The following is a 23,223-nucleotide window of genomic DNA, read 5'->3' on the forward strand; positions in this document are numbered from 1 at the left end:
ACGGCGCGGAGGAGAGTCTGTCGATGGGCGACGTGGCGGCACGGCTGGCCGAGATCGTCGGGGACAAGAACCTGCTGACCGGCGAGGCGATCTCCGAGGACTACGCGCACGACGAAGCGTTGAACGCGGAGCCGCAGAAGCCGGCGTACGTCGCGAAGCCGGCAACCGCGGAAGAAGTCGCGGAGCTGCTTAGGGCCGCTTCGGAACACAACGTGCCTGTCACCGCGCGAGGCTCCGGCAGCGGCCTGTCCGGCGCCGCCCGACCGCGTGAAGACGGGCTGCTCATCTCCTTCGAGCGGATGAACGCCGTCCTCGAAGTCGACACCGGGAACCACGTCGCCGTCGTGCAGCCCGGCGTCACACTCGCCGAACTCGACGCCAAGACCGCCGAAGCCGGGCTGAGCTACACCGTCTACCCCGGCGAGCTGAGCGCGAGCGTCGGCGGGAACGTCGGCACCAACGCCGGCGGCATGCGCGCGGTCAAGTACGGCGTCACCCGCAACAACGTGCTCGGCCTGCAGGCCGTGCTGCCGACCGGCGAGATCCTCCGCACCGGCGGCAAGACGTCGAAGATCTCCACCGGCTACGACCTCACGCAGCTGATCATCGGCTCCGAAGGCACGCTCGCGCTGGCCACCGAGATCACCGTCAAGCTGCACCCGCGGCTCGCCCACGGCGCCACCGTGCTCGCGCCGTTCGGCGACTTCGGCCAGGTGATGGCGGCGGTGCCGGCGATCGTCTCCAGCGGGCTCCGGCCGCACATCCTCGAGTACGTCGACAACATGACGATGGCGGCCATCGTCTACAACGAGAAGCTCGAGCTCGGCGTCCCGGACAAGATCCGCGAGACCAGCGAGGCCTACCTGGTCGTCGCGCTGGAAAACCGCGAGAGCGGACGGCTGCAGGAAGACATCGAGACGGTCGGCGAACTGCTCGGCGAACTCGGCGCGACCGACGTCTACGTCCTCGAAGGCGGCGCGGCGCGCAAACTGATCGAAGCCCGCGAGAAGGCCTTCTGGACCGCGAAGGCGGCCGGCGCCGACGACGTGATCGACGTCGTCGTGCCGCGGACCGCCATGCCGCAGTTCATCTCGAAGGCGCGGGAGCTCGCGATGGCCGCGGGCGGCGGCGCGCTCGGCTGCGGCCACGCCGGCGACGGCAACGTCCACCTCGCGATCTTCTGCAAGGACGCGGACAGGCGTGAACGACTGTTAACCGACATCTTCGCGTTCGCCATGGAACTCGGCGGCGCGATCTCCGGTGAGCACGGCCTCGGCCGCAGCAAGGCGAAGTACCACCAGGAACTCGAAGACCCGGCGAAGATCGAGCTGATGCGCCGGATCAAGCAGAGCTTCGACCCCGCCGGGATCCTCAACCCCGGCGTTCTCTTCCCCGAAGGAAACGCATGAGTGAGCTTGCGAACGAATCATTCAACACAGCGCTTGCCGCTCAGGCCGCGCCGAGCGTCAGCGAGGCGTGCGCATGAGCGAGATGAACGGCGCCCAGTCCCTGATCCGCACGCTGGTCGACGCCGGCGTCGAAGTGTGCTTCGCGAACCCCGGCACGTCGGAGATGCACTTCGTCGCCGCGCTCGACACCGTCCCGGAGATGCGGGGCGTGCTCGCGCTGTTCGAAGGTGTCGTCACCGGTGCCGCCGACGGGTACGCGCGCATCGCGGACAAGCCCGCCGCGACACTGCTGCACCTCGGCCCCGGCCTGGGCAACGGCCTGGCGAACCTGCACAACGCGCGCCGCGCGCACACGCCGATCGTCAACGTCATCGGCGACCACGCGACCTACCACAAGCAGTACGACGCGCCGCTGGAGTCGGACATCGAGGCAGTCGCGGGCTCGCTGGAAGGCTGGGTGCGCCGCTCCGAGCACACGAAGGACGTCGGTGCGGACGCCGCCGCCGCGGTCGCCGCGTCGCAGGACGCGCCCGGCCGCGTCGCCACGCTGATCCTGCCCGCGGACGCTTCGTGGGGCGACGGCGGCGAGACGTGCGCGCCCGTCCCGCCGCGCGTGCCGCAGGCCATCGACGCCACCACCGTCAAGGACGTCGCCGCGGTGTTCGGCGCCGGCGAGCCGGTGGCGCTGCTCATCGGCGGCGGTGCGTGCCGCGAGGAAGGGCTGCGCGCGGCCAGCCGGATCGCCACCGCTACCGGTGCGAAGGTGTTCGTCGAGACGTTCCCCGCCCGGCTGGAACGCGGCGCGGGCCTGCCGGCGATCGAGCGGCTCGGCTACCTCGCCGAACAGGTCACCTACCAGCTCGACGGCATCAAGCACGTCGTCGTCGCGGGCACGAAGGCGCCGGTGTCGTTCTTCGCCTACCCGGGCAAGCCCAGCGACCTGGTGCCCGAAGGCGCACAGGTGCACACGCTTGCGTCCGTCGGACAGGACGTCACGCGCGCGCTGAACGAGGTCGCCGACCTCGTCGCCGCGGACACCGAACCGGTGCTGTCGCCGGCGTCCCGGCCCGCGCTGCCGAGTGGCCCGCTGACCCCGCAGAACTGGGTCGACGTCATCGGCGCGCTGCTGCCGGAGAACGCGATCATCGCCGACGAGGCCAACACGTCAGGTCTGCTGCTGCCGGCCGCGACGGCCGGCGCCCCGCGCCACGACGTCCTCACGCTGACCGGCGGCGCGATCGGCTACGGCATGCCGGTGGCGACCGGGGCGGCCGTCGCCGCGCCGGACCGGCCGGTGCTGAACCTGCAGTCCGACGGCAGCGCGCTGTACACGATCTCGGCGCTGTGGACGCAGGCGCGGGAGAACCTGAACGTCACGACGGTGCTGCTCAACAACCGCGCGTACGCGATCCTGCGGATGGAGCTGCAGCGCGTCGGCGCGGCGTCGGGCGGCCCGAAGGCGAACGACCTGCTCGACCTCTCGCGGCCGGACATGGACTTCGTCAAGATCGCGGAGGGTATGGGCGTCCCGGCGACGCGGGCGACCACGGCCGAAGAACTGGCCGAGCAGCTGCAGCGGGCCTTCGCCGAACCCGGTCCGCACCTCATCGACGCCGCGGTGCCGCCCCTGCTCTGAACCGGACTATTCTCCCGGGCACACCTCGAGCCCGGGAGCGGCGGATGAGCGAAGACGAACACGCGAAGCGCGGCATCGACCTCGAACGGCCGAACGCGGCGCGCGTGTACGACTACATGATCGGCGGCCGGCTGAACTACGCCGTCGACCGGATGTTCGCCGAGCAGATCCAGCAGGTGCTGCCGAACGCGCGGCACATGGCGCTGACCAACCGGGCGTGGCTGCGCCGCGCGGCGCGGTTCGCGGCGGAGCAGGGGGTCCGGCAGTTCCTGGACATCGGCTCGGGGATGCCGACGGTCGGGCACGTGCACGAGGTCGTCCAGGCGATCGACCCGGCGTCGCGGGTGGTCTACGTCGACAACGAGCCGATCGCGGTCGCGCACAGCGAGATCGTGCTGGAGGGCAACGACAACGCGGCGATGGTCCAAGCCGACGCCGAGTACCCGGACGAGGTGCTGGAGCACCCGACCACCGAGGCGCTGCTGGACTTCAGCGAGCCGGTGATGGTGATCATGGCGGCGTTCGTGCACTTCATCCCGGACTCCCGGGACCCGGCGGGGCTGATCGCGGCCCAGCGTTCGGTGGCGCTGTACGAGAAGAGCGGCACGCCGCTGACGCTGCGGTCGCCCGACGAGCTGCGCGCACTGGTGAAGGGCTTCGAGATCCTGCCGCCGGGGATCGTGTTCACGCCGGAGTGGCGCCCGGACGGGCCGCTCGAAGACCCGCCGGAGCAGTCGGGCGGGCTGGCGCTGGTCGCTCGCAAGGAGTAGCCGGCGCTATCCTCTCTGTCGCACCGACGGAGGGGACGGCGATGACCGACGACCACGCGAAGCGCGGGATCGACTTCGACAAGCCGAACGCGGCGCGCGTGTACGACTACCTCATCGGCGGCAAGCTCAACTACGCCATCGACCGGGTGTTCGCCGAGCAGATCCTCGAGGTGCGCCCGGAGGCGAGGGAGCTGGCCCTGCTGAACCGGCGCTGGCTGCGCCGGGCGGTGCGGTTCGGCGCCGAGCAGGGCATCCGCCAGTTCCTGGACATCGGCTCGGGCATGCCGACCGTCGGGCACGTGCACGAGGTCGTCCAGGCGATCGACCCGGCCGCGCGGGTGGTCTACGTCGACAACGAACCGGTCGCCGTCGCGCACAGCGAGATCGTGCTGAAGAACAACGACAACGCGGCGATGGTCCAGGCCGACGCCGAGTACCCGGCGGACGTCCTCGAACACCCCACGACCGAGCGGCTGCTGGACTTCGACGAGCCGGTCATGCTGATCATGGCCGCGTTCGTGCACTTCATCCCGGACTCGCGCGACCCGGCCGGGCTGATCGCGACCTACCGGGACGCGCTCGCGCCCGGCAGCTACTTGGCGCTGTCGTCGGGCACGTTCGAGGGGCAGGGCGAGGAGGTCCGCCGCGCGGCGGAGCTGTACCGGAAGAGCGGCACCGACGTCGTCGCGCGCTCGCGCGCGGAGCTGCGGGCCCTGCTGGACGGGTTCGAACTGGTGCCGCCGGGGATCGTGTTCACGCCGGAGTGGCGCCCGGACGATCCCGCGGAGGTCGGCGAGCACCCGGAGCGGGCGAGCCAGCTCGCCCTGGTGGCGCGCAAGAACTGAGAACTCCTCACGTCGGCTATCCTCGCCGTCACACCGGACCGTGGAGCGGCGAATGAGTGAAGACGAGTACGCACGGCGTGGCATCGACCTCGACAAGCCGAACCCCGCACGCGTGTACGACTACATCCTCGGCGGTCAGCTCAACTACGCCGTCGACCGGATGTTCGCCGACCAGGTGCTCGCCGCGCAGCCGAACGCGCGGGAGCGCGCCCGGCTGAACCGGCAGTGGCTGCGCCGGGCCATCCGGTTCGGGCTCGACAACGGGATCCGGCAGTTCCTCGACATCGGCTCCGGCATGCCGACCGTCGGGCACGTCCACGAGATCGCCCACGCGGTCGACCCGACCGCGCGAGTGGTCTACGTCGACAACGAGCCGGTCGCCGTCGCGCACAGCGAGATCGTGCTGGAGGGCAACGAGAACGCGGCCATGGTGCACGCCGACGCCGAGTTCCCGGACGACGTCCTCGAGCACGAGACCACCGAGATGATGCTGGACCTGGACCAGCCGGTGATGGTCGTGATGGCGCTGTTCGTGCACTTCATCCCGGACGAGCGCGACCCGGGCCGGCTGATCGCCGCCTACCGCGACGCGCTCGCGCCCGGCAGCTACCTGGCCATCTCGTCGGCCACTCCCGAGCAGCAGAGCGACGGCACCGCCCGCGCGGTCGCGATGTACCAGAAGAGCGCCAACCCGGTGACGCCGCGCACGGCCGACGAGCTGCGCGCGCTCGTGGACGGCTTCGAGATCCTCGACCCGGGCGTCGTCTTCATCCCGCAGTGGCGGCCGGACGACCCCGCGGACGTGCCGGAGAACCCGGCCGAGTGCGGCGGGCTCGCGCTGGTGGCGCGCAAGAACTAGACACCGACGAGTTCGGGCGCCACCCGCTTCTTCGGCACCAGACCCGCCAGCAGCACGCCGGCCAACGCGGCGCACGCCGCCACGGCGAACGTCGCCCGGAAGCCGAGCAGCGACGGCACCGTCAGCCCGCCGACGGTGATCGTCAGCTGGGCCAGCATGGCCGCCATCACCGCGCTCGACACGGCCGTGCCGACCGAGCGCATCAGGGAGTTCAGGCCGTTCGCGGACGCCGTTTCGGTGACCGGCACCGAGCCCATGATCAGCGCCGGCATCGCCGCGTAGGCGATCCCGACGCCGGCGCCGATGATCACCGACGCCGTGATCAGCTCGGCCGCGTTGTCCATCAGCACGATCGCGAACACGTACCCGGCGGCGATCACCAGCGCGCCGCTCATCAGCGTCGGACGCGGACCGAAGCGCGTGATGAGCCGAGCCGACACCGGTGAAAGCAGCATCATCACCAAGCCGTTCGGGGCGAGGATGAGGCCCGACTCGACCATCGTCTGGCCCAGGCCGTAGCCGGTCGACGCGGGCGCCTGCAGCAGCTGCGGGAAGGACAGCGCCATGGCGTACATCGAGAACCCGACCATGATCGACGCCAGGTTCGTGAACAGCACCGGCCGGCGCGCGGACACGCGCAGGTCGACGAGCGGGTCGCGCCGGCGCAGCTGGTAGGCGCCCCAGGCGAGCAGGATGACGAGGGCCGCCGCGGCGAACCCCAGCGTCGGCGTGCTGGTCCAGCCCCACGTGGCTCCCTTGACCACCGGCAGCAGCAGGCAGACCAGGCCGGCGGCGAGCCCGAACGCGCCGAAGTAGTCGAACGGCGCGGGCGTCCGCAGCGGCGACTCCGGCACGAACTTGACGATCAGCAGCGCGAAGAAGAGCCCGAGCCCGGCGGCCATCCAGAACAGCACGTGCCAGTCGGCGTTCTCGGCGACGACCGCCGCGACCGGCAGCCCGATCGCGCCGCCCACGCCGAGCGTGGCGCTCATCAGCGAGATCGCGCCGCCGACACGTTCGGCCGGGAGCTCGTCGCGCATGATGCTGATGCCGAGCGGGATTACGCCCATCGCGCAGCCCTGCAGCCCGCGCCCGAGGATGTGGAGCGCGAGCGCGCTCGTCGTCGCGGACACCACCGAGCCGGCGATGAGCAGCCCGAGGCTGACGAGGATCATCCGGCGCTTGCCGTAGAGGTCGCCGAGCCGTCCGCTGACCGGTGTGCTGACGGACGCGGCCAGCAGCGTCACGGTGACGACCCACGACGCGTCGGCCGCCGAGGCGTTCAGCAGCCGCGGGAACACCGGGATGAGCGGCACGACCAGCGTCTGCATGAACGACGCGACCAGCCCGCACGAGGCGAGCACCACGACGATCGCGCGGCCGGACCGTCCGGGACGGGACACCAGCACACCCCCGGTGTGTAGTTAGTACGCATCATGCAACTTCATGCACTGTACCTACGCTCCGGGCGTTTACCGCTCGATTGGTGCTCTCGTCACAGCCAGGTGCGGACACCTCCGTGGCCGGAGCAGGTGCCGGAGCGGTGCTGGCTGTAGCTGTAGGTGCCGTCCTTGCAGAGGGCCGTGGCACCGGACGGGTTGTCGCTGGGCCGGTGGACGCAGTTGCCGTCCGAGTTCCGGTAGTAGTCGGCGCCGCACTCGGCCGGCTTCGGCGCGGCCTGCGCGGTGGTCTTCGGCGCCGTCTTGGGCTTGGCCGCGGTCGCCTTCGGCACGACGGCCTGCGCCTGCGTCGGCGCGGTCGTGGCCGCCGGCACGCTCGTGGGTGCCGGCGCCTCGGAGGTGGCGGTCGTACTCGGCACGGAGTACGTCGGCGCTGTGTACGAAGTCGCCGGTGCTTCCAGAACGCCGACGCCACCCGGATCCTTCGCCGGCACCGAACCGACGCCGCAGCCCGCGACCAGCAGGCCTGCGGCCAGGATCCACCCCAGTTTCTTTCCCACGGAGACTCCTTAGCTACCCGAACCAATGCCGCCGTAGTCGCTCGTCCGGAAGCGTTTGTTACGGCGCCTAGACTCGCCGCATGGCCTGGTTGCGGCGTTGGGCTCCCGAACTCGCGGTCACCGTCGCGGTGCTCGTCGGCTCGCTGTTCGCCGTCCTGAACGACGGCGCCAAACCCGCGCACCACGCCGTCATCGGCTGGGTCCTCACCGTCCTCGGCTGCGCCGCCGTCTTCGCACGGCGCAAGTTCCCGCTGAGTGTCGCCGGGTTAACGCTCGTTTGCTGCGCCCTCTACTACCCGCTCACCGATCCGGACGGTCTCGTCCTGCTTGCCTTCGCCTACGCGCTCTACAACGCCGCCGCCGCGGGGCGGATCCGCGGGGCCGCGCTGCTCGTCGTCGCCGCGATGGCCGGCGTCGCCGTCGGCGAGGTCAGTTCGCGGACGGGCCGGCACGTCGACAACTTCGCGTTCTTCCTGATGACCGGCTGGTTCGTCGCGCTCGTCGCCGGTGGTGCCGTCGCGCACTACCGCGCCGAGGCCGAGCGCACCAAGGAGGCCGAAGCCCGGGCCCGCGCCACGGACGAGCGCCTGCGCATCGCCCGCGAAGTGCACGACATCCTCGGCCACCACCTGTCCCTGATCAACGTCCAGGCCGGCGCCGCGCTGCACCGGCGTGATCCCGCGCAGGCCGAAGCGGCCCTCGGCACCATCAAGGACGCCAGCAAGACCGCACTTCAGGAGTTGCGCGCGACGCTCGGCATGCTCCGCCAGGCCGAGCCGAGCCTGTCGCGGGTGGCGGAACTGGCCGAGTCGGTCGGCGCGTCCGGGCTGACCGTGCGCACCGAGATCGACGGCGTCGCCCGCGACCTGCCGCCGGACGTCGAGCACGCCGCGTTCCGCGTGGTGCAGGAAGCGCTGACGAACGTCGCGAAGCACGCCGGCGCGAAGACCGTCGTCGTCCGGCTCGGGTACGGCGCCGACGCGCTGTCCGTGCAGGTCGACGACGACGGCCGCGGCGGCGACGCCCCGCCCGGCACCGGGATCCGCGGCATGGCCGAACGCGCGCGGGCGCTCGGCGGGGAGCTGACCGCGGCGCCGCGCGAAGGCGGCGGTTACCGGGTGCGCGCCCGGTTGCCGGTGCGATGATGGGCCGATGATCCGGGTCCTGCTCGTCGACGACCAGCGGCTGGTCCGCGCCGGCTTCCGGTCCATTTTGGACGGTGAGGACGACATCGAGGTCGTCGCCGAGGCCGCGGACGGCCGCGAAGCCCTGCAGGCCGCGCACGACCACCGCCCGGACGTCGTGCTGATGGACATCCGGATGCCGGTGCTCGACGGCCTGGCCGCGACCAGGCACCTCCTCGAAGACCCGAAAGTGACCGCCAAGGTCGTCATCCTCACCACGTTCGACCTGGACGAGGACGTCTACGGCGCCCTGCGCGCGGGCGCGAGCGGGTTCCTGGTCAAGGACACCGAACCCGAAGAGCTGATCCACGCCGTGCGCGTGGTCGCGCGCGGCGACGCGCTGCTGGCGCCGTCGATCACCCGGCGGCTGATCTCGGAGTTCGCCGCGCGCGTCACGCGGCCGGCGCCGGCCCCCGCGCTCGACCGGCTCACCGACCGCGAACGCGAAGTGCTTTCCCTCGTCGCGGCCGGACTGTCGAACGACGAGATCGCGCGCGAACTGACTCTCAGCCCCGCGACGGCGAAGACGCACGTCAGCCGCATCATGACGAAGACCGGCATGCGCGACCGCGCGCAGCTCGTCGTCCTCGCCTACGAGTCCGGCGCGGTGACGCCGAGGTGGCTCACCCCCTAGCCGTACTCCCGCGGGGGTACGGGAAACGCCTTAAGGGACACCGCCGGGAGCACAGCAAGTGTCTTCCGCTGCGCGACGCGGAGTAGTGCCTTCGCGGCGAATCCTTGTCCACCATGGACACCATCACTCGCGCAGGCGGGGGAACCCTGGCGAAACTGGCCGGCTGGGCGCAGCGCCACCGGTGGCTCGCCGTCGCACTCTGGGCGCTGGTCCTCATCGGCGTCACGTTCACCTCCCGCCTCACCGGCAGCGCGTTCCACGACGACAACTCGCTGCCCGGCACCGAATCGCAGCAGGTCGTCGACATGCTGAAGGGCAGCGCGCAGTCCGGCGCGTCCGCGCAGATCGTGTTCAAGGCGGACGACGGGCTCGCCGCGCAGCGCGCCGCGATCGAAAACACTCTGGGAAATGTCCGATTGCAGCCGCACGTGCGCGCGGTGACCGGGCCGTTCGACACGCTCTCGCCGGACGGGCGGATCGGCTACGCCACCGTCACCTTCGACGCGGCTTCGACCGACCTCCCGTACGACGACATCGTGAAGTTCGCCGACGTCGCGAAGCAGTCCGGACCGCTCGAAGTAGCCCTGGCCGGCGACCCGATCGAGCGGATCTCGGGCGGCGGCGGACCCGCGGAAGGCGTCGGGCTGCTGGCCGCGCTGGTCATCCTCGTGTTCCTGTTCCGCTCACTGCTCGCCGCCGGGCTGCCGGTGCTCACCGCGGTGTTCGCCGTCGGCAGCACGCTCGGTGTGATCACGGTCGTCTCGCACTTCGTCGACATCGCGAGCTACACCTCGCCGTTGATGATGCTGGTCGGGTTCGGCGTCGGCGTCGACTACGCGCTGCTCATCTTTTCCCGCTACCGCGGTGAGCTCCTCGCCGGCCACGACCGGGACACCGCCGCGCGGCGTGCGCTCGACACCGCCGGGCGCTCGGTGCTCTTCGCCGGGACGACGGTGATCATCGCGCTGCTCGGCCTGCTCGCGCTCGGGCTCGGCGGGCTGCGCGGGGTAGCGCTGGCCGTCGCGCTCACCGTCCTGATGACCATGCTCGCGTCGGTGACGCTGCTGCCCGCGCTGCTGTCGCTGTTCGGCAAGCGGCTCGAACGCGGCATCCGCAAGCACGCCGCCCGGCGAGAGCACGGCAGGACGTGGCGGCGGCTCGCCGACGGCGTCCAGAAGCGCCCGGTGGCCCCGCTCGCGATCGGCCTGATCGTCCTCGTCGGGCTGTCGATCCCGGCCGCGGGCATGCGGCTCGGGTTCGCCGACGCCGGCACCGACCCCGCCGGTTCGACGACGCGGCGGGCGTACGACCTGCTGGCCGAGGGCTTCGGACCGGGCTTCAGCGGTCCGCTCGCGATCGTCAGCCAGGATGGCGACACCGGCGCGCTGCAGCAGAAACTGGCTTCGACGCCCGGGATCGCCCGCGTGTTAACGCCAGTTAACCAGACTGTCCTCGTATTCCCCACGACGTCACCGCAGGACGCGGCGACCGCGGAACTGGTGACGCGCCTGCGGACCGACGTCCTTCCGACGTTGCCCGGCCACTACCTGGTCGGCGGCTCGGTGGCGGCCGCGACGGACTTCGCCGACGCCGTCGCCGACCGGCTGCCGTTGTTCGTGCTGGTCGTCGTCGGGCTTTCGGCGCTGCTGCTGATGGTCGTGTTCCGGTCGATCCTCATCCCGCTCAAGGCCGCGTTGCTGAACCTGCTGAGCATCGGCGCCTCGCTCGGCGTCATGACGCTCGTGTTCGGCGACGGCTGGTTCGGCGCGCAGCCCGGCCCGATCGAGGCGTTCGTGCCGGTGATGATCTTCGCGATCGTGTTCGGGCTGTCGATGGACTACGAGGTGTTCCTCGTGTCGCGCATGCACGAGGAGTGGCGCCGCACCGGCGACGCGCGCCTCGCGGTGCGCGAAGGCCTCGCGTCGACCGGCGCGGTGATCACCGCGGCGGGCGCGATCATGGTGCTGGTGTTCGGCGCGTTCCTGCTCGACCCGTCACGGATGCTGGCGCAGTTCGGGCTCGGCCTGGCGACCGCGGTCCTGTTGGACGCGCTGGTGATCCGCTGCCTGGTCGTGCCGGCGATCATGCGCCTGCTCGGCGCGCGGGCGTGGTGGCTGCCCCGGTGGCTGGACCGCCGCCTGCCGCACCTCGCGCTGGAGCCCTAACTCCCCCAGGTCGTCGGCGTCTCGGACAGGCGGAAGTCCAGGCTCCCGCCGCGCAGGAAGGACGCGTCGACCTTCCAGTCGCGCTGCGGCCTGCCGTCCCGGCGGACGTCCTGGACGTACTTCCCGCTGCCCGACGCCGTGATCCGGATCGGCGCGCCCGCCGCCGGCCGGATCACGGCGCCCGGGAACAGCGGGCTCGACAGCAGCAGCTCGCCCGAGCCCGGCGTGCGCGGGTAGATGCCGAGCGCGGCGAAGACGTACCAGGCGGACATCGTGCCGAGGTCGTCGTTGCCGGGCAGCCCGGACGGGCCGGTGCCGTACACCGACGACACCAGCTGCCGGACGGTCTCCTGCGTCTTCCACGGCTGCCCGAGCTCGTCGTACAGCCAGGGGGCGTGGATGTCGGGTTCGTTCGTCGGGTCGTACTTGAGCGGGCCGCCGCCCTTCAGCTGCCAGTTGCCGCTCGCGTCGTGGAAGAAGCCGTCGAGCCGGCTGACCGCGGTGGCCTTGCCGCCCATCGCGTCGGCGAGCCCGGAGACATCCTGCGGGACCATCCAGGTGTAGGCCGCCGCGCTGCCCTGCGCGAAGCCGCGGTCGCTCGCCGGGTCGAACGGCGTCACCCAGCTGCCGTCGACATTGCGGGCCTGCGCGTAGCCGGTATCCGGGTTGAAGACATTCCGCCAGTACGCGCCGCGTGCGCGCAGCTCCGCAGCTTCGCGCGTGCGGCCCAGCAGCTCTGCGAAATGTCCGATTGCGGAGTCGGCGACGGCGTCTTCCAGCGTCTCCGCGGCGCCACCCCAGCAGTGGCAGACGTCGTTCGGCGCGTAGTGCGACGTCAGGTACTGCGCGAGGTTGGGCCGCTGGCCGACGCACTGTCCGGGACAGCCGCCGTCCTGCAGGCCTTCGGGCCGAGACACCGTAGCCTGCCGATACAGTGAATCGAACGCGCCGCTGTAGTCGAAGTTGCGCACGCCCATCGCGTAGAACGTCGCGATCGTCGCCGCCGACGGGTCGCCGGTCATCACGTGCGTCGCGCCGTTGACGTGCACCCAGCGGTCCCAGACCCCGTCGTTCTGCTTCGCGTAGTTGTACAGCGATTGCGCGAAGTTCCCCGCGACGCGCGGCTCGACCAGTGCCAGCAGCTGCACCTGCGCGCGGTACTGGTCCCAGCCGGAGAAGTTGGAGTACTGCGCGTCCTGCCCGCGTTCGACGCGGTGCGGCTGCCGGTCCATACCGAGGTACTGGCCGTCGACGTCGCTGACGAGGTTGGGCTGCTGCAGGCTGTGGTAGAGCGCGGTCGTGAAGGTGATCCGCTGGGTGGCGGTGCCGCCGCTGACGTTCACCCGGTCGAGTTCGGTGTTCCAGGCCTGCTTCGTCCTGGCGGCCACGCTGTCCACAGTGGACTTCTTCGGCTGCTCGGCCTGGAGGTTGCGTTCCGCGCCTTCGAGCGAGACGTAGGAAATGGCGATCCGCATGGTCACCTTGCTGCCGGGCGCGAAGGTGACGTAACCGCCGGAACCGCGTCCGGCCCGGTCCTTGCCGGTCGCGTAGCCCTCGCCGCCGGTCTGGTCGGTGCCGCCGGGCTGGAGCGTCGCGTCCTTCCACGTCCCGGTGCCGGTGACGGGCTGGTCGAACCGCGCGGTGAAGTACAGGCGGTAGTAGGACTTTCGGTTGTTGACGCCGCCGTTCGCGCGGCGGCCGCAGAAGGCGCCGGTGAGCACGGACCCGGTCACGCGCCGGTTCGCCGCGTCGATGTGCGTCTCGGCGTCTTCGCTGCCGTTGAGGGAGTTCGACGTCCGGAAGAGCAGGCTGGCCGGCTTGTCCTGCGGGTACGACAGCGTGCCGATCGCGGTCCGTTCGGTGGCGGCGACGTCTGTCGTGACGCCGTTCTGCAGGCCGAGCCGGTAGCGGCCGGGCGTCGCGGCTTCGTCGGCGTGGCTGAAGTTGCTCGCGTAGACGGCGTCGGTGGTGTCGGCGGTCGGCGACGAGGTCACGTCGCCGGCGAAGGGCAGGATCGGCACGTCGCCGGCGGCGCCGGGGTTGCAGCCGGCGCCGTTAACGTGCGTTAACGCGAAGCCGCGGACGCGGGTGGTGTCGTACTGGTAGCCGTTGGCGGCGCCGGTGGACGTCTGGTCGCCGTGGGTGCTGGTCGGGCTCCAGGCGAGCATGCCGAAGGGCGCGGTGGCGCCGGGGTAGGTGTTGCCGTCCCCCGCGGAGCCGATAAGGGGATCGACGAAGTCGGCAGGACTCAGGCCGGCAGCGGCTGACATCGTTGTCAACGTCGAGGCGACCAGGGCGGCGGCGAGCGCCACCGTGAGGGAACGGCGCATGGGCGGAGATTAACCCGCGGTCGGTGGCTTTTGGGCGAACGCGAGCGGACAACCTGCCGGACACTTCGGCTCGCGGCGAACGCTCCGGAACCTACGTTTCGGGACATGGAGATCAAGCCCCGCATCCTGTACTTCGGCACGCCGGTAGTCCTGCTCAGCACCGAGAACGACGACGGCAGCCCGAACCTGGCCCCGATGTCCTCGGCGTGGGCGCTCGGGTGGACGGTCGTGCTCGGCATCGCCGCCGACGGCCAGACCGCGTACAACCTCCGCGTCCGCCCGGACGTCGTGATCAACCTGCCCGGACCTGGCCAGTGGAAAGCGGTGGAGCGCCTGGCCCCGCTGACCGGCCGCACGCCGGTCCCGGCGAACAAGCCGAGGTTCCGCTACGAGCAGGCGAAGTTCGAGGCGGCGGGACTGACGCCGGAACCGTCGCGGCTCGTGCGCCCGCCGCGCGTCGCGGAATGCCCGCTGCAGCTGGAGGCGCGGGCGGCGGCGGTGCAATCGGACACCGCCGGAGAGTTTCACATCGTCGAGGCGCGGGTCCTGACCGTGCACGCGGCTCCGGAGCTGGTGGTCCCGGACACCGAGCACGTCGACCCGGCGGCGTGGAGCCCGCTGATCTACAACTTCCGCCACTACTTCGGCCTGGGCCCGGAGCTCGGGCACAGCTTCCGCTCGGAGACCGCGGGTACCGTCGAGGCCCTCGACGGATTGGGGAACCGAGGATGATCGCGCGTACCTGGCGGGGCTGGGCGCCCGCCGCGACGGCCGACGACTACCAGCGGCACTACGAAACCGAAGTCGCGGAACACCTGCGTCACGTGCCCGGCTTCCACGGCGCCCGGTTGCTGCGCCGCCCGGAGCGCGACGAAGTCGAGTTCACCTCGATCACGTTCTTCAGCGACCTCGACGCCGTACGCGGCTTCGCGGGCGACAGCTACGAAGACGCCGTCCTCGAGGAGGACGCGCGGCGGGCGTTGAGCCGCTGGGACGAGCACGTCAGCCACGCCGAGGTGGCGGTCACGCTCTGAAAGCCGTGAAGGCCACCTCGAAGAACTCGAGGTGGCCTTCACGGAGCTACTGCCTATTCGTAGATCTCGCCCTTGGCGGCCTTCTCCACGAGCGAAGCAGGCGGCTCGAAGTGGTCGCCGTACCGGGCCGCGAGCTCACGCGCCCGGTCGACGAAGCCCTGCAGGCCACCCTCGTACTGGTTGATGTACTGGATGACACCGCCGGTCCACGCCGGGAAGCCGATGCCGAAGATCGAGCCGATGTTGGCGTCCGCGACCGACGTCAGCACGCCTTCGTCGAAGCACTTCACCGTCTCGAGGGCCTCGGCGAAGAGCATCCGCTCCTTGAGGTCCTCGAACGGCACCTGCGCCGTGCCGGACTTGAACGCGTCGCGCAGGCCCGGCCACAGCCCGACCCGCTTGCCCTCGGCGTCGTACTCGTAGAAGCCCGCGCCCGTCGAGCGGCCCTTGCGGTCGAACTCCTCGACCATCCGGTCGATCACGGCCTCCGACGCGTGCGCCTTCCACGTGCCGCCCGCGGCTTCGATCGCCTCGCGGGATTCCTGGCGGATCTTGCGCGGCAGCGTCAGGGTCAGCTCGTCCATCAGCTGCAGCGGCGGCGCCGGGTAGCCGGCCTGCGAACCCGCCTGCTCGATCGACGCCGGCTCGACGCCCTCGCCCAGCGCGGCGACGGCCTCGTTGATGAACGTGCCGATCACGCGCGAAGTGAAGAAGCCGCGGCTGTCGTTGACGACGATCGGGGTCTTCTTGATCTGCAGCGTGTAGTCGAAGACCTTGGCCAGCGTCGCCGGCGACGTCTTCTCGCCGCAGATGATCTCGACCAGCGGCATCTTGTCGACCGGCGAGAAGAAGTGGATCCCGATGAAGTCCTCGGTGCGCTGCACGCCCTCGGCGAGGGTGGTGATCGGCAGCGTCGAGGTGTTGGAGCCCAGGACCGCGTCGGCGTTGACGATGCTCTCGATCTCGCCGAACACCTTGTGCTTCAGCTCGACGCTTTCGAAGACGGCCTCGATGACGAAGTCGACGCCCGCGAAGTCGGCCGGGTCGGCGGTCGGCTTGATCTTCGCCAGCAGCGCGTCCGACTTCTCCTGCGTGGTCTTGCCGCGCGAGAGGGCCTTCTGCTCCAGCTTGACCGCGTAGCCCTTGCCCTTCTCGGCCGCCTCCTGCGAGACGTCCTTGAGGACGACGTCGATGCCGGCCTTCGCCGACACGTACGCGATCGCGGCGCCCATCATGCCCGCGCCGATGACGCCGACCTTCTTGGCGGTGTACTTCTCGAAGCCGTCCGGCCGCGAGCCACCCGAGTTGATGGTCTGCAGGTCGAAGAAGAACGCCTTCGTCATGTTCTTCGAGACCTGGCCGGTGGCGAGGTGGATGAAGTAGCGCGTCTCGATCAGCTGCGCGGTGTCGAAGTCGACCTGCGCGCCCTCGATCGCGGCGGCCAGGATCGCCCGCGGCGCCGGCATGTTCGCGCCCTTGATCTGCTTGCGCAGGTTCGCCGGGAACGCCGGCAGGTTGGCCGCGAAGCTCGGGTTCGACGGGGTGCCGCCCGGGATCTTGTAGCCCTTGACGTCCCACGGCTGCACGCCGCCCTCGGGGTTCGCCTTGATCCACGCCTTCGCGGCGGGGACGAGCTCCTCGACCGTGCCGACGAGCTCGTGCACGAGACCGAGCTCCAGCGCCTTGGCGGGGCGGTGCCGCTGGCCCTGCAGCAGGACGTTCAGCAGCGCGCTCTGGATGCCGAGCAGCCGCACGGTGCGCACGACGCCACCGCCGCCGGGCAGCAGGCCCAGCGTCACCTCGGGCAGGCCGATCTGGCTGCCCTTGACGTCGGCGGCGATGCGGTGGTGCGTCGCCAGCGCGATCTCGAGGCCGCCGCCGAGCGCGGCGCCGTTGATCGCCGCGACGACCGGCTTGCCGAGCTGCTCGATGCGGCGCATCTGCCCCTTCATCAGGGTGCTGCCCTCGGTCAGCTCGACCGCGTTCTCCGGCTTGGCCTGGATGAGGTCGTTCAGGTCGCCGCCGGCGAAGAACGTCTTCTTCGCGGACGTGATCACCACGCCGGTGATGTTGTCCTTCTCCGCTTCGAGGCGGTCGACGGTGACGCCGAGCGACTCGCGGAAGTCGGCGTTCATCGTGTTCGCCGACTGGTTCGGGTCGTCCAGGGTCAGGGTGACGATGCCGTCTTCGTCCTGTTCCCAGCGGATGGTCTTGCTTTCAGGCATTGGAGTCCTCACACCCGCTCGATGATGGTCGCGACGCCCATGCCGCCGCCGATGCACAGGGTCACCAGGGCGCGGCGCGCCTGGCGGCGTTCCAGCTCGTCGACCACGGTGCCGACCAGCATCGCGCCGGTGGCGCCGAGCGGGTGGCCCATGGCGATCGCGCCGCCGTTGACGTTGACCTTCTCCTCGTCGAGGTGCAGGTCCTTGATCCACTTGAGCACGACGGAGGCGAACGCCTCGTTGAGCTCCCACAGGTCGATGTCCTCGGGCTTGAGGCCCGCGGTCTTCAGGACCTTCTCGGTGGCCGGCGTGGGACCGGTGAGCATGATCGTCGGCTCGGAGCCGATCGACGCGGTCGCCACGATCCGGGCGCGCGGGGTCAGCCCGAAGGTCTTGCCGACCTGCTCGGAACCGACCAGCACCAGCGCGGCGCCGTCGACGATGCCGGAGGAGTTGCCGCCGGTGTGGACGTGGTTGATCTTCTCGACCGAGTGGTACTTCTGCAGCGCGACGGCGTCGAAGCCGCCCAGCTCGCCGATGCCGGCGAAGGCGGGCTTGAGCTTGCCGAGGCCCTCGACGGTGGAGCCGGGACGGCGGTGCTCGTCGTGGTCGAGGACCGTGACGCCGTTGATGTCCTTGACCGGGACGACGGACTTGGCGAAGTAACCGCCGGACCAGGCCGCCTCGGCGCGGTCCTGCGAGCGGACGGCCCAGCGGTCGACGTCCTCGCGGGAGAAGCCCTCGATGGTCGCGATCAGGTCGGCGCCGGTGCCCTGCGGGACGATGTAGTTGTCGTACGCCGTGGCCGGGTCCATGAACAGCGCGCCGCCGTCGGAGCCCATCGGCACGCGCGACATCGACTCGACGCCGCCGGCGATGATCAGGTTGTCCCAGCCGGAGCGGACCTTCTGCGCGGCGGTGTTGGTGGCTTCCAGGCCGGAGGCGCAGAAGCGGTTGAGCTGCACGCCCGCGACGGTCTCGGGCAGGCCCGCGTTCAGCGCGGCGGTGCGCGCGATCACGGCGCCCTGCTCGCCGACCGGCGAGACGACACCGAGCACGATGTCGTCGATCGCCTTCGGGTCGAGGTTCGGGTGGCGGACCTTGAGCTCTTCGATCAGGCCGACCACCAGGTCGACCGGCTTGGTGCCGTGCAGGGCACCGCCCTTGTTCTTGCCGCGAGGCGTGCGGATCGCCTCGTAGATGTAGGCCTCGCTACTCACAGAACAACTCCTCGCGAGCGTGTGGGACGTCTTCGTACCGTGGCCGATAGTACCGGCCAGTAGGGCTAATGGCCATTAACATATCTCCGGATAACCCCATGGTGTCAATGGGTTGCAGGTGTGCCGTTAGCCGCTATCGTTCTTTCACGATGACCGACTCCGTACGCGCTGCGCGACCCCGCGACCGCAAGGCCCAGCTGGCCGCGGTGGCGGCGGAGCTGTTCCGCGCCCGCGGCTTCCCCGGGGTCGGCATCAAGGACATCGCGGACGCGGCGGGCGTCACGGGGCCGGCGCTCTACCGCCACTTCGCGGACAAGCAGGCGATCCTGGCGTACGTCGTCCTGAGCGGCTTCGAGGACCTGGAGGCGGCGACGGCGGAGGCGCTGTCGGACTCCGTTCCCGCGTCCGACCAGCTCGAATCCCTCCTCGGCCGCCTCGCGACGCAGGCGGTCGAGCGGCGCGAGATCGCGGCGTTGTGGCGCTGGGAAGGACGTCACCTCCCGAAGGAGGACCAGCGCGAGATCGCCCGCCGCTCGACGCTGGCGCTGACGACGTGGTCGAAGGCGCTGCTGAGCCGACGCCCGGACCTGCCGGCCGAGGACGCCGAACTGCTCTGCTGGGCGGCCTTGTCGGTGTTCGGGAGCGTGTCCGTGCACCACACGTCGGTGGCGCGCCGCCGGTTCGCCGGACTGCTGGTCGAGCTGGCGCTGGCTGTGCTGAACGCCACACTGCCGGAGCCGTCGGCCGAGCCGCCGTCGCCGGTGCTGAGCCTCGGCACGCCGTCCCGCCGCGAGCAGGTCCTGGCGGAGGCGACGGCGCTGTTCGCCCAGCGGGGCTTCCACGATGTGAGCATGGAGGACATCGGAGCGGCGGCGGGCATCGCCGGCCCGAGCGTGTACCGCCACTTCCCGAGCAAGGCGGCGCTGATGGTGGCGATCGGCCACCGCGCGGCGGACCGGCTGGCCTTGGCGGCCGAGCGGGCGCTGCAGGCCCCGGACGAGCTGTCCGCGCTGCGCCGCCTGGCGGCGTCGTACGTGCACACGATCCTGCACACACCGGAGCTGCTGGTGTCGTTCTCGGCGGACCGCGTGACGATGCCGGACCGCGACAAGGCGGACCTGCTGCGGGTGCAGCGGGACTACGTGGCCCAGTGGGTGACGCTGCTGTCGGCGGTGCGTCCGTCGGTGCCACCACGGGAAGCGAAGATCACGGTCCACGCGGCGTTGACGATCGCTAACGACTTGGCCCGCACCCGGCGAGTGGCAGCGCGGCCGCACTTCGAGGCGGAGCTGACGACGTTGCTGCACACCGTGCTCGGCATCGCCTGAATCCCCGTCAGTGGTCGTCCGGCCACCGCGCGATCAGCTGGGCCAGCCGCGTGACCTCCGGAGAATGCGGGTCGATCGTCAGCACCACGTCGAGCAGGCATTGGAGGCCGCCTTCGAAGCGAAGGCACGTCTTCGCCAGCGCGATCACGTGCAGCCGGTCCTGCGGGTGGTACGCGACCTGCGAAGCGATTTCCCTGCGGGGGAACATTTCCAGCAGCAGCCTCCGGCTGTCGCTGTTGCGCACCCACGGCACGTCCATCAGCGCTTCGATGAGCGCGGTGAAGTCGGGCGCCGGTTCGGGGGTCACCGCGCGGGCTTCCGAAGCACCCATGAGGCGCAGCCACGCGATCGTGCTGGTTTCCTTGACGGACACCGGGATCCGCGCGTACTCGCCGGGCGCGGCGGCCGGGTCCTGCGCCACGACGTCGTCGTAGAACATCGCGGACGCCAGCAGCGCCAGGTCCGCGCCGGTGGCCTTCTGCGCGGCTTTCGCCGCCGGGGCGTCGAGGATGCGGAACGTGGCGCTGATGGCCTTGCCGACCGCGCCCTGGCCACCCCATTGCACTTCGCCGGCGTTCAGGGCCACCCGCAGCCGGATCTGCGCCGGCTCGGAATGCACCGCGTTGTAGCGGCGAAGTTCGGCGTGCAGGCGCTCGGGCAGCTGCGCGACGAGGTCCGCCTTCGCGATTTCCGGTGGCAGCAGGATCATCGCGCCGTCGCCGGTGTTCTCCACGAAGCAGACGTCCCACGGGACGCCCGTCTCGGCGAAGCTGCCCTTGAGCACGGACCACAGCCCCTCGTGCACCTCGCGCAGGTGGGCCAGAGTCCGGTCCGGGTTGTTGTAACCGGCGATGTCGACGGCCATGATCGTCCTGTGGTGCGCAGCCGAAAGCGAATCCACGCGACACCTCCCCGTCCCGTCGCTCATTGTCCCAGACCCATGCACGCCCGGCCATGTTCGCGCACGGCGTTACCGCGAAACCGGTCCTCCTTGTCCTTGTTTCGTCCATAATTCGGCGTGCCCACGAGACGACTGCACCTGGTGACCGCGGACGAGGACCACCGCGTCTCCACCATCGAGCTCTTCTTCGACCTGGTCTTCGTCTACGCCATCACCCAGACCACCCAGCTGATGGCCGACCACCTGAGCCCGATGGGCGTCGGGCAGGGCCTGGTCATGCTCGCCGTCCTGTGGTGGTGCTGGTGCTCCTACGCCTGGCTCGGCACCACGATCCACGTCGACCACGGGGTGGCCCGGCTCGCGATGTTCGGGGCCATGGCCGTGATGTTCCTCGTGTCGCTGACCATCCCCGAGGCCTTCGTCGACCGGCCCGGCGGGTTGTTCGCGCCCGTTCTCTTCGTCGTTTGCTACGCGCTCGTGCGGCTGCTGCACCTCGTCGCCTACCTGGGCGCGGCGAAGCACGACCCGGGCCTGCGGCGCGTGCTGCTGAAGATGTTCGTCGGGCTGCTGCCGTCCGTCGTGCTGCTCGGGGTGAGCACCGCGCTGAGCGGGCCGTGGCAGCTGGGGCTGTGGGTCGTCGCGCTGCTGGCCGACTACCTGAACGTCTACCTCGCCGGCCCCGAAGGGTGGCGGCTGAACTCCCCCGCGCACTTCGCCGAGCGGTTCGGGCTCATCGTGATCATCGCGCTCGGGGAGTCGATCGTCGCGATCGGCATCGGAATCGGGCCGCTGCCGATGTCGTGGCTGGTCACCGGGGCGGCCGTCTGCGGGCTCGCGCTGGCCGCCGGGATGTGGTGGACGTACTTCGACGTCGTCGCGCGCGTCTCCGAGCACCGGCTGACCCAGGCCACCGGTACCGAACGCACGAAGCTCGCCACCGACACCTACACCTTCCTGCACCTGCCGCTGATCGCGGGCATCGTGCTCGTCGCGCTCGGCCTGAAGAAGGCGTTCGTCTACCTCGCCGACACCGAACACCACTCGCCGGGCGAAGCGCTGCACGGCGTCCCGATCTGGGCGCTGACCGGCGGGCTCGCGGTGTACCTGATCGCGCTGAGCGCGCTGCGCAAGCGCAACCTCGGCAGCTGGAACGTCCAGCGGCTGGTCGTCGGCGTGCTGCTGGTCGCGGCGACACCGCTGCTGGAACACGTGCCCGCCGCGGCGTTGCTGCTGGTCGCCGCCTCGGTGGTGCTCGGGCTCATCACTTTCGAACGACTCCGGTTCGCCGAGTGGCGCAGAAAGGTACACACGGCACGCCCGTAAGTGAGCCCACACTGGCGCGATCCCGGCCCACCGGTTAACCTACTGGCGAGTAGGTGACGGATGGAGGGCCACATGGCTGCGCCAAGGAAACGGGACGCGATGGGCTGGGGCCTTTCCGCGCTGACCCGGCTGGCCGGGAGCAAGGTCGTCGATCGGGCCGGGCTGCGCAAGCCCATCGAAGGCCTGGTCACGGCGGGGACGCGCAACGGCTTCCGCGTCGCCGGCGCGGCGACCCGGTCGTTCAAGTCGGTGCAGAAGCTGGGCAAGCCCGCCCGGCTCGCGCCGTCCGCCGACACCGGGCTGTTCGACCTCACGCCGACCGAGGACCAGCAGCTCATCGTCGAGACGGTCACCGAGTTCGCCGCCGAGCAGCTGCGCCCGGCCGCCGCGGACGCCGACGCCAAGCTGGAGGCGCCCGAAGGGCTGCTGACCAGGGCCGCCGAGCTGGGCATCAGCCTGGTCGGCATCCCCGAGGAGCTCGGCGGCGTCGGCACCGAACGCTCGGTCGTCACCAACGCGCTCGTCGCGGAAACGCTCGCGCACGGCGACCTCGGCCTGGCCGTGGCCGTGCTCGCGCCGTCCGCGGTCAGCACCGCACTGGTCAGCTGGGGCGACGAGCAGCAGCAGGCCGACTACCTGCCCGCCTTCGTCGGCGAGAACGTGCCGGCCGCGGCGCTGGCGCTGCAGGAGCAGAAAGCGCTCTACGACCCGTTCAAGCCCGCGACGAAGGCGCGCCGCACCCCGAAGGGCTACCAGCTCGACGGCGTGAAGTCGCTGGTCCCGCGCGCGGCGCAGGCGGAGCTGTTCATCGTGTCGGCCGACCTCGAAGGCCGCGGCCCGGCGCTGTTCCTCGTCGAGTCGTCGACCGCGGGCGTGACCATCGAGGCCGAGCCGGCCATGGGCCTGCGCGGCGCCGCGACCGGCAAGCTGCACCTGGAGCACGTGAACCTGCCCGCGGGCGCGCTGCTCGGCGGGGGCAAGCTCGACGTCTTCACCGACCTCGTCCGGCTTTCGCGGCTGGGCTGGGCGGCGCTGGCCGCCGGCACCGCGAAGGCCGTCCTCGACTACGTCGTCCCCTACGTCAACGAGCGGGTGGCGTTCGGCGAGCCGATCAGCCACCGGCAGGCGGTGGCGTTCTCCGTCGCGGACATCGCGATCGAGCTGGAGGGCCTGCGCCTGGTGACGCTGCGCGCGGCGGCGCGGGCCGAGCAGGGCAAGTCCTTCGCGCGGGAGGTCGCGCTGGCCCGGAAACTGGCCACGGACAAGGGCATGCAGATCGGCAGCGCGGGCGTGCAGCTGCTCGGCGGGCACGGGTTCGTCAAGGAGCACCCGGTCGAGCGCTGGTACCGCGACCTGCGTGCCATCGGCGTCATGGAAGGCGCCGTCCTTCTTTAGAAAGG

The 23,223-nt window shown here is 70.7% G+C and carries 19 protein-coding genes; 13 read left to right on the forward strand and 6 right to left on the reverse strand.

Annotation, left to right across the window (positions count from 1 at the left end; genetic code table 11):
- The first annotated feature begins 23 nt into the window (after window positions 1-23).
- The 5 genes from AB0J40_RS15965 (at window position 24) to AB0J40_RS15985 (ending at window position 5,519) form a co-directional block, all read left to right on the forward strand.
- Window positions 24-1,409, forward strand: coding sequence for an FAD-binding oxidoreductase (locus tag AB0J40_RS15965; RefSeq protein WP_364453001.1), 1,386 nt, complete (start codon window positions 24-26; stop codon window positions 1,407-1,409).
- Between the two features lie 82 nt (window positions 1,410-1,491).
- The gene (locus AB0J40_RS15970) at window positions 1,492-3,045 is read left to right on the forward strand and encodes an acetolactate synthase large subunit (protein ID WP_364453676.1); all 1,554 of its coding nucleotides are present in this window, start codon (window positions 1,492-1,494) and stop codon (window positions 3,043-3,045) included.
- Between the two features lie 44 nt (window positions 3,046-3,089).
- Complete coding sequence (locus tag AB0J40_RS15975; RefSeq protein WP_364453004.1) at window positions 3,090-3,815, forward strand: SAM-dependent methyltransferase; 726 nt, start codon at window positions 3,090-3,092, stop codon at window positions 3,813-3,815.
- Between the two features lie 41 nt (window positions 3,816-3,856).
- A complete protein-coding gene (locus tag AB0J40_RS15980; protein WP_364453007.1) occupies window positions 3,857-4,660 on the forward strand; it encodes an SAM-dependent methyltransferase in 804 nt (267 codons plus the stop codon).
- Between the two features lie 52 nt (window positions 4,661-4,712).
- A complete protein-coding gene (locus tag AB0J40_RS15985) occupies window positions 4,713-5,519 on the forward strand; it encodes an SAM-dependent methyltransferase (protein WP_364453010.1) in 807 nt (268 codons plus the stop codon).
- On the opposite strand, the gene AB0J40_RS15990 is transcribed toward AB0J40_RS15985, so the two are convergent.
- Together AB0J40_RS15990 and AB0J40_RS15995 are read right to left on the reverse strand one after the other, a co-directional pair.
- Window positions 5,516-6,928 carry an MFS transporter gene (locus AB0J40_RS15990; protein ID WP_364453013.1) on the reverse strand — a complete coding sequence of 471 codons (1,413 nt, stop codon included), beginning with the start codon at window positions 6,926-6,928 and terminating at the stop codon, window positions 5,516-5,518. The genes AB0J40_RS15985 and AB0J40_RS15990 overlap by 4 nt on opposite strands.
- Before the next feature lie 86 nt (window positions 6,929-7,014).
- Window positions 7,015-7,479 (reverse strand): DUF3761 domain-containing protein, encoded by a 465-nt coding sequence (locus AB0J40_RS15995; protein ID WP_364453016.1) that lies wholly within the window; start codon window positions 7,477-7,479, stop codon window positions 7,015-7,017.
- Window positions 7,480-7,559: 80 nt separating this feature from the next.
- On the opposite strand from AB0J40_RS15995, the gene AB0J40_RS16000 reads away from it, so the two are divergent.
- The 3 genes from AB0J40_RS16000 to AB0J40_RS16010 all read left to right on the forward strand — a co-directional run bounded on the left by AB0J40_RS16000 (window position 7,560) and on the right by AB0J40_RS16010 (window position 11,462).
- Entirely contained in the window at window positions 7,560-8,624 is a 1,065-nt protein-coding gene (locus tag AB0J40_RS16000; RefSeq protein ID WP_364453019.1) for a sensor histidine kinase, read from the forward strand.
- A 7-nt stretch (window positions 8,625-8,631) separates the two neighbouring features.
- Window positions 8,632-9,297, forward strand: a complete 666-nt coding sequence (locus AB0J40_RS16005; protein ID WP_364453022.1) for a response regulator transcription factor — start codon at window positions 8,632-8,634, stop codon at window positions 9,295-9,297.
- A gap of 113 nt (window positions 9,298-9,410) precedes the next feature.
- Window positions 9,411-11,462: an MMPL family transporter gene (locus AB0J40_RS16010; RefSeq protein WP_364453024.1), complete on the forward strand. Its 2,052-nt coding sequence runs from the start codon at window positions 9,411-9,413 to the stop codon at window positions 11,460-11,462.
- Here the strand turns inward: AB0J40_RS16010 and AB0J40_RS16015 are convergent.
- Window positions 11,459-13,792 (reverse strand): GH92 family glycosyl hydrolase, encoded by a 2,334-nt coding sequence (locus AB0J40_RS16015; protein WP_364453027.1) that lies wholly within the window; start codon window positions 13,790-13,792, stop codon window positions 11,459-11,461. The two genes, AB0J40_RS16010 and AB0J40_RS16015, sit on opposite strands and share 4 nt — an antisense overlap.
- Before the next feature lie 105 nt (window positions 13,793-13,897).
- Between AB0J40_RS16015 and AB0J40_RS16020 the strand changes: the two genes are divergently transcribed.
- Window positions 13,898-14,524 (forward strand): flavin reductase family protein, encoded by a 627-nt coding sequence (locus AB0J40_RS16020; RefSeq protein WP_364453030.1) that lies wholly within the window; start codon window positions 13,898-13,900, stop codon window positions 14,522-14,524.
- A complete protein-coding gene (locus AB0J40_RS16025; RefSeq protein ID WP_364453033.1) occupies window positions 14,521-14,826 on the forward strand; it encodes an antibiotic biosynthesis monooxygenase in 306 nt (101 codons plus the stop codon). Before AB0J40_RS16020 ends, AB0J40_RS16025 begins: the two co-directional genes overlap by 4 nt.
- A gap of 53 nt (window positions 14,827-14,879) precedes the next feature.
- Here the strand turns inward: AB0J40_RS16025 and AB0J40_RS16030 are convergent, their stop codons facing one another.
- Both AB0J40_RS16030 and AB0J40_RS16035 read right to left on the reverse strand, forming a co-directional pair.
- Window positions 14,880-17,051 (reverse strand): 3-hydroxyacyl-CoA dehydrogenase NAD-binding domain-containing protein, encoded by a 2,172-nt coding sequence (locus AB0J40_RS16030; RefSeq protein ID WP_364453035.1) that lies wholly within the window; start codon window positions 17,049-17,051, stop codon window positions 14,880-14,882.
- An 8-nt stretch (window positions 17,052-17,059) separates the two neighbouring features.
- Window positions 17,060-18,271 carry an acetyl-CoA C-acetyltransferase gene (locus tag AB0J40_RS16035; protein ID WP_364453038.1) on the reverse strand — a complete coding sequence of 404 codons (1,212 nt, stop codon included), beginning with the start codon at window positions 18,269-18,271 and terminating at the stop codon, window positions 17,060-17,062.
- Between the two features lie 149 nt (window positions 18,272-18,420).
- Here AB0J40_RS16035 and AB0J40_RS16040 point away from each other — a divergent pair, with 149 nt between their 5' ends.
- Complete coding sequence (locus AB0J40_RS16040; protein ID WP_364453041.1) at window positions 18,421-19,599, forward strand: TetR/AcrR family transcriptional regulator; 1,179 nt, start codon at window positions 18,421-18,423, stop codon at window positions 19,597-19,599.
- 7 nt (window positions 19,600-19,606) lie between these two features.
- Here the strand turns inward: AB0J40_RS16040 and AB0J40_RS16045 are convergent, their stop codons facing one another.
- The gene (locus tag AB0J40_RS16045; protein ID WP_364453044.1) at window positions 19,607-20,464 is read right to left on the reverse strand and encodes a hypothetical protein; all 858 of its coding nucleotides are present in this window, start codon (window positions 20,462-20,464) and stop codon (window positions 19,607-19,609) included.
- A 153-nt stretch (window positions 20,465-20,617) separates the two neighbouring features.
- Here AB0J40_RS16045 and AB0J40_RS16050 point away from each other — a divergent pair, with 153 nt between their 5' ends.
- Together AB0J40_RS16050 and AB0J40_RS16055 are read left to right on the forward strand one after the other, a co-directional pair.
- A complete protein-coding gene (locus AB0J40_RS16050; protein ID WP_364453047.1) occupies window positions 20,618-21,823 on the forward strand; it encodes a low temperature requirement protein A in 1,206 nt (401 codons plus the stop codon).
- A gap of 99 nt (window positions 21,824-21,922) precedes the next feature.
- Complete coding sequence (locus AB0J40_RS16055) at window positions 21,923-23,218, forward strand: acyl-CoA dehydrogenase family protein (protein ID WP_364453679.1); 1,296 nt, start codon at window positions 21,923-21,925, stop codon at window positions 23,216-23,218.
- Window positions 23,219-23,223 lie beyond the last annotated feature (5 nt).

Source organism: Amycolatopsis sp. NPDC049691 (genome assembly GCF_040675005.1).
Classification (GTDB): Bacteria; Actinomycetota; Actinomycetes; order Mycobacteriales; family Pseudonocardiaceae; genus Amycolatopsis.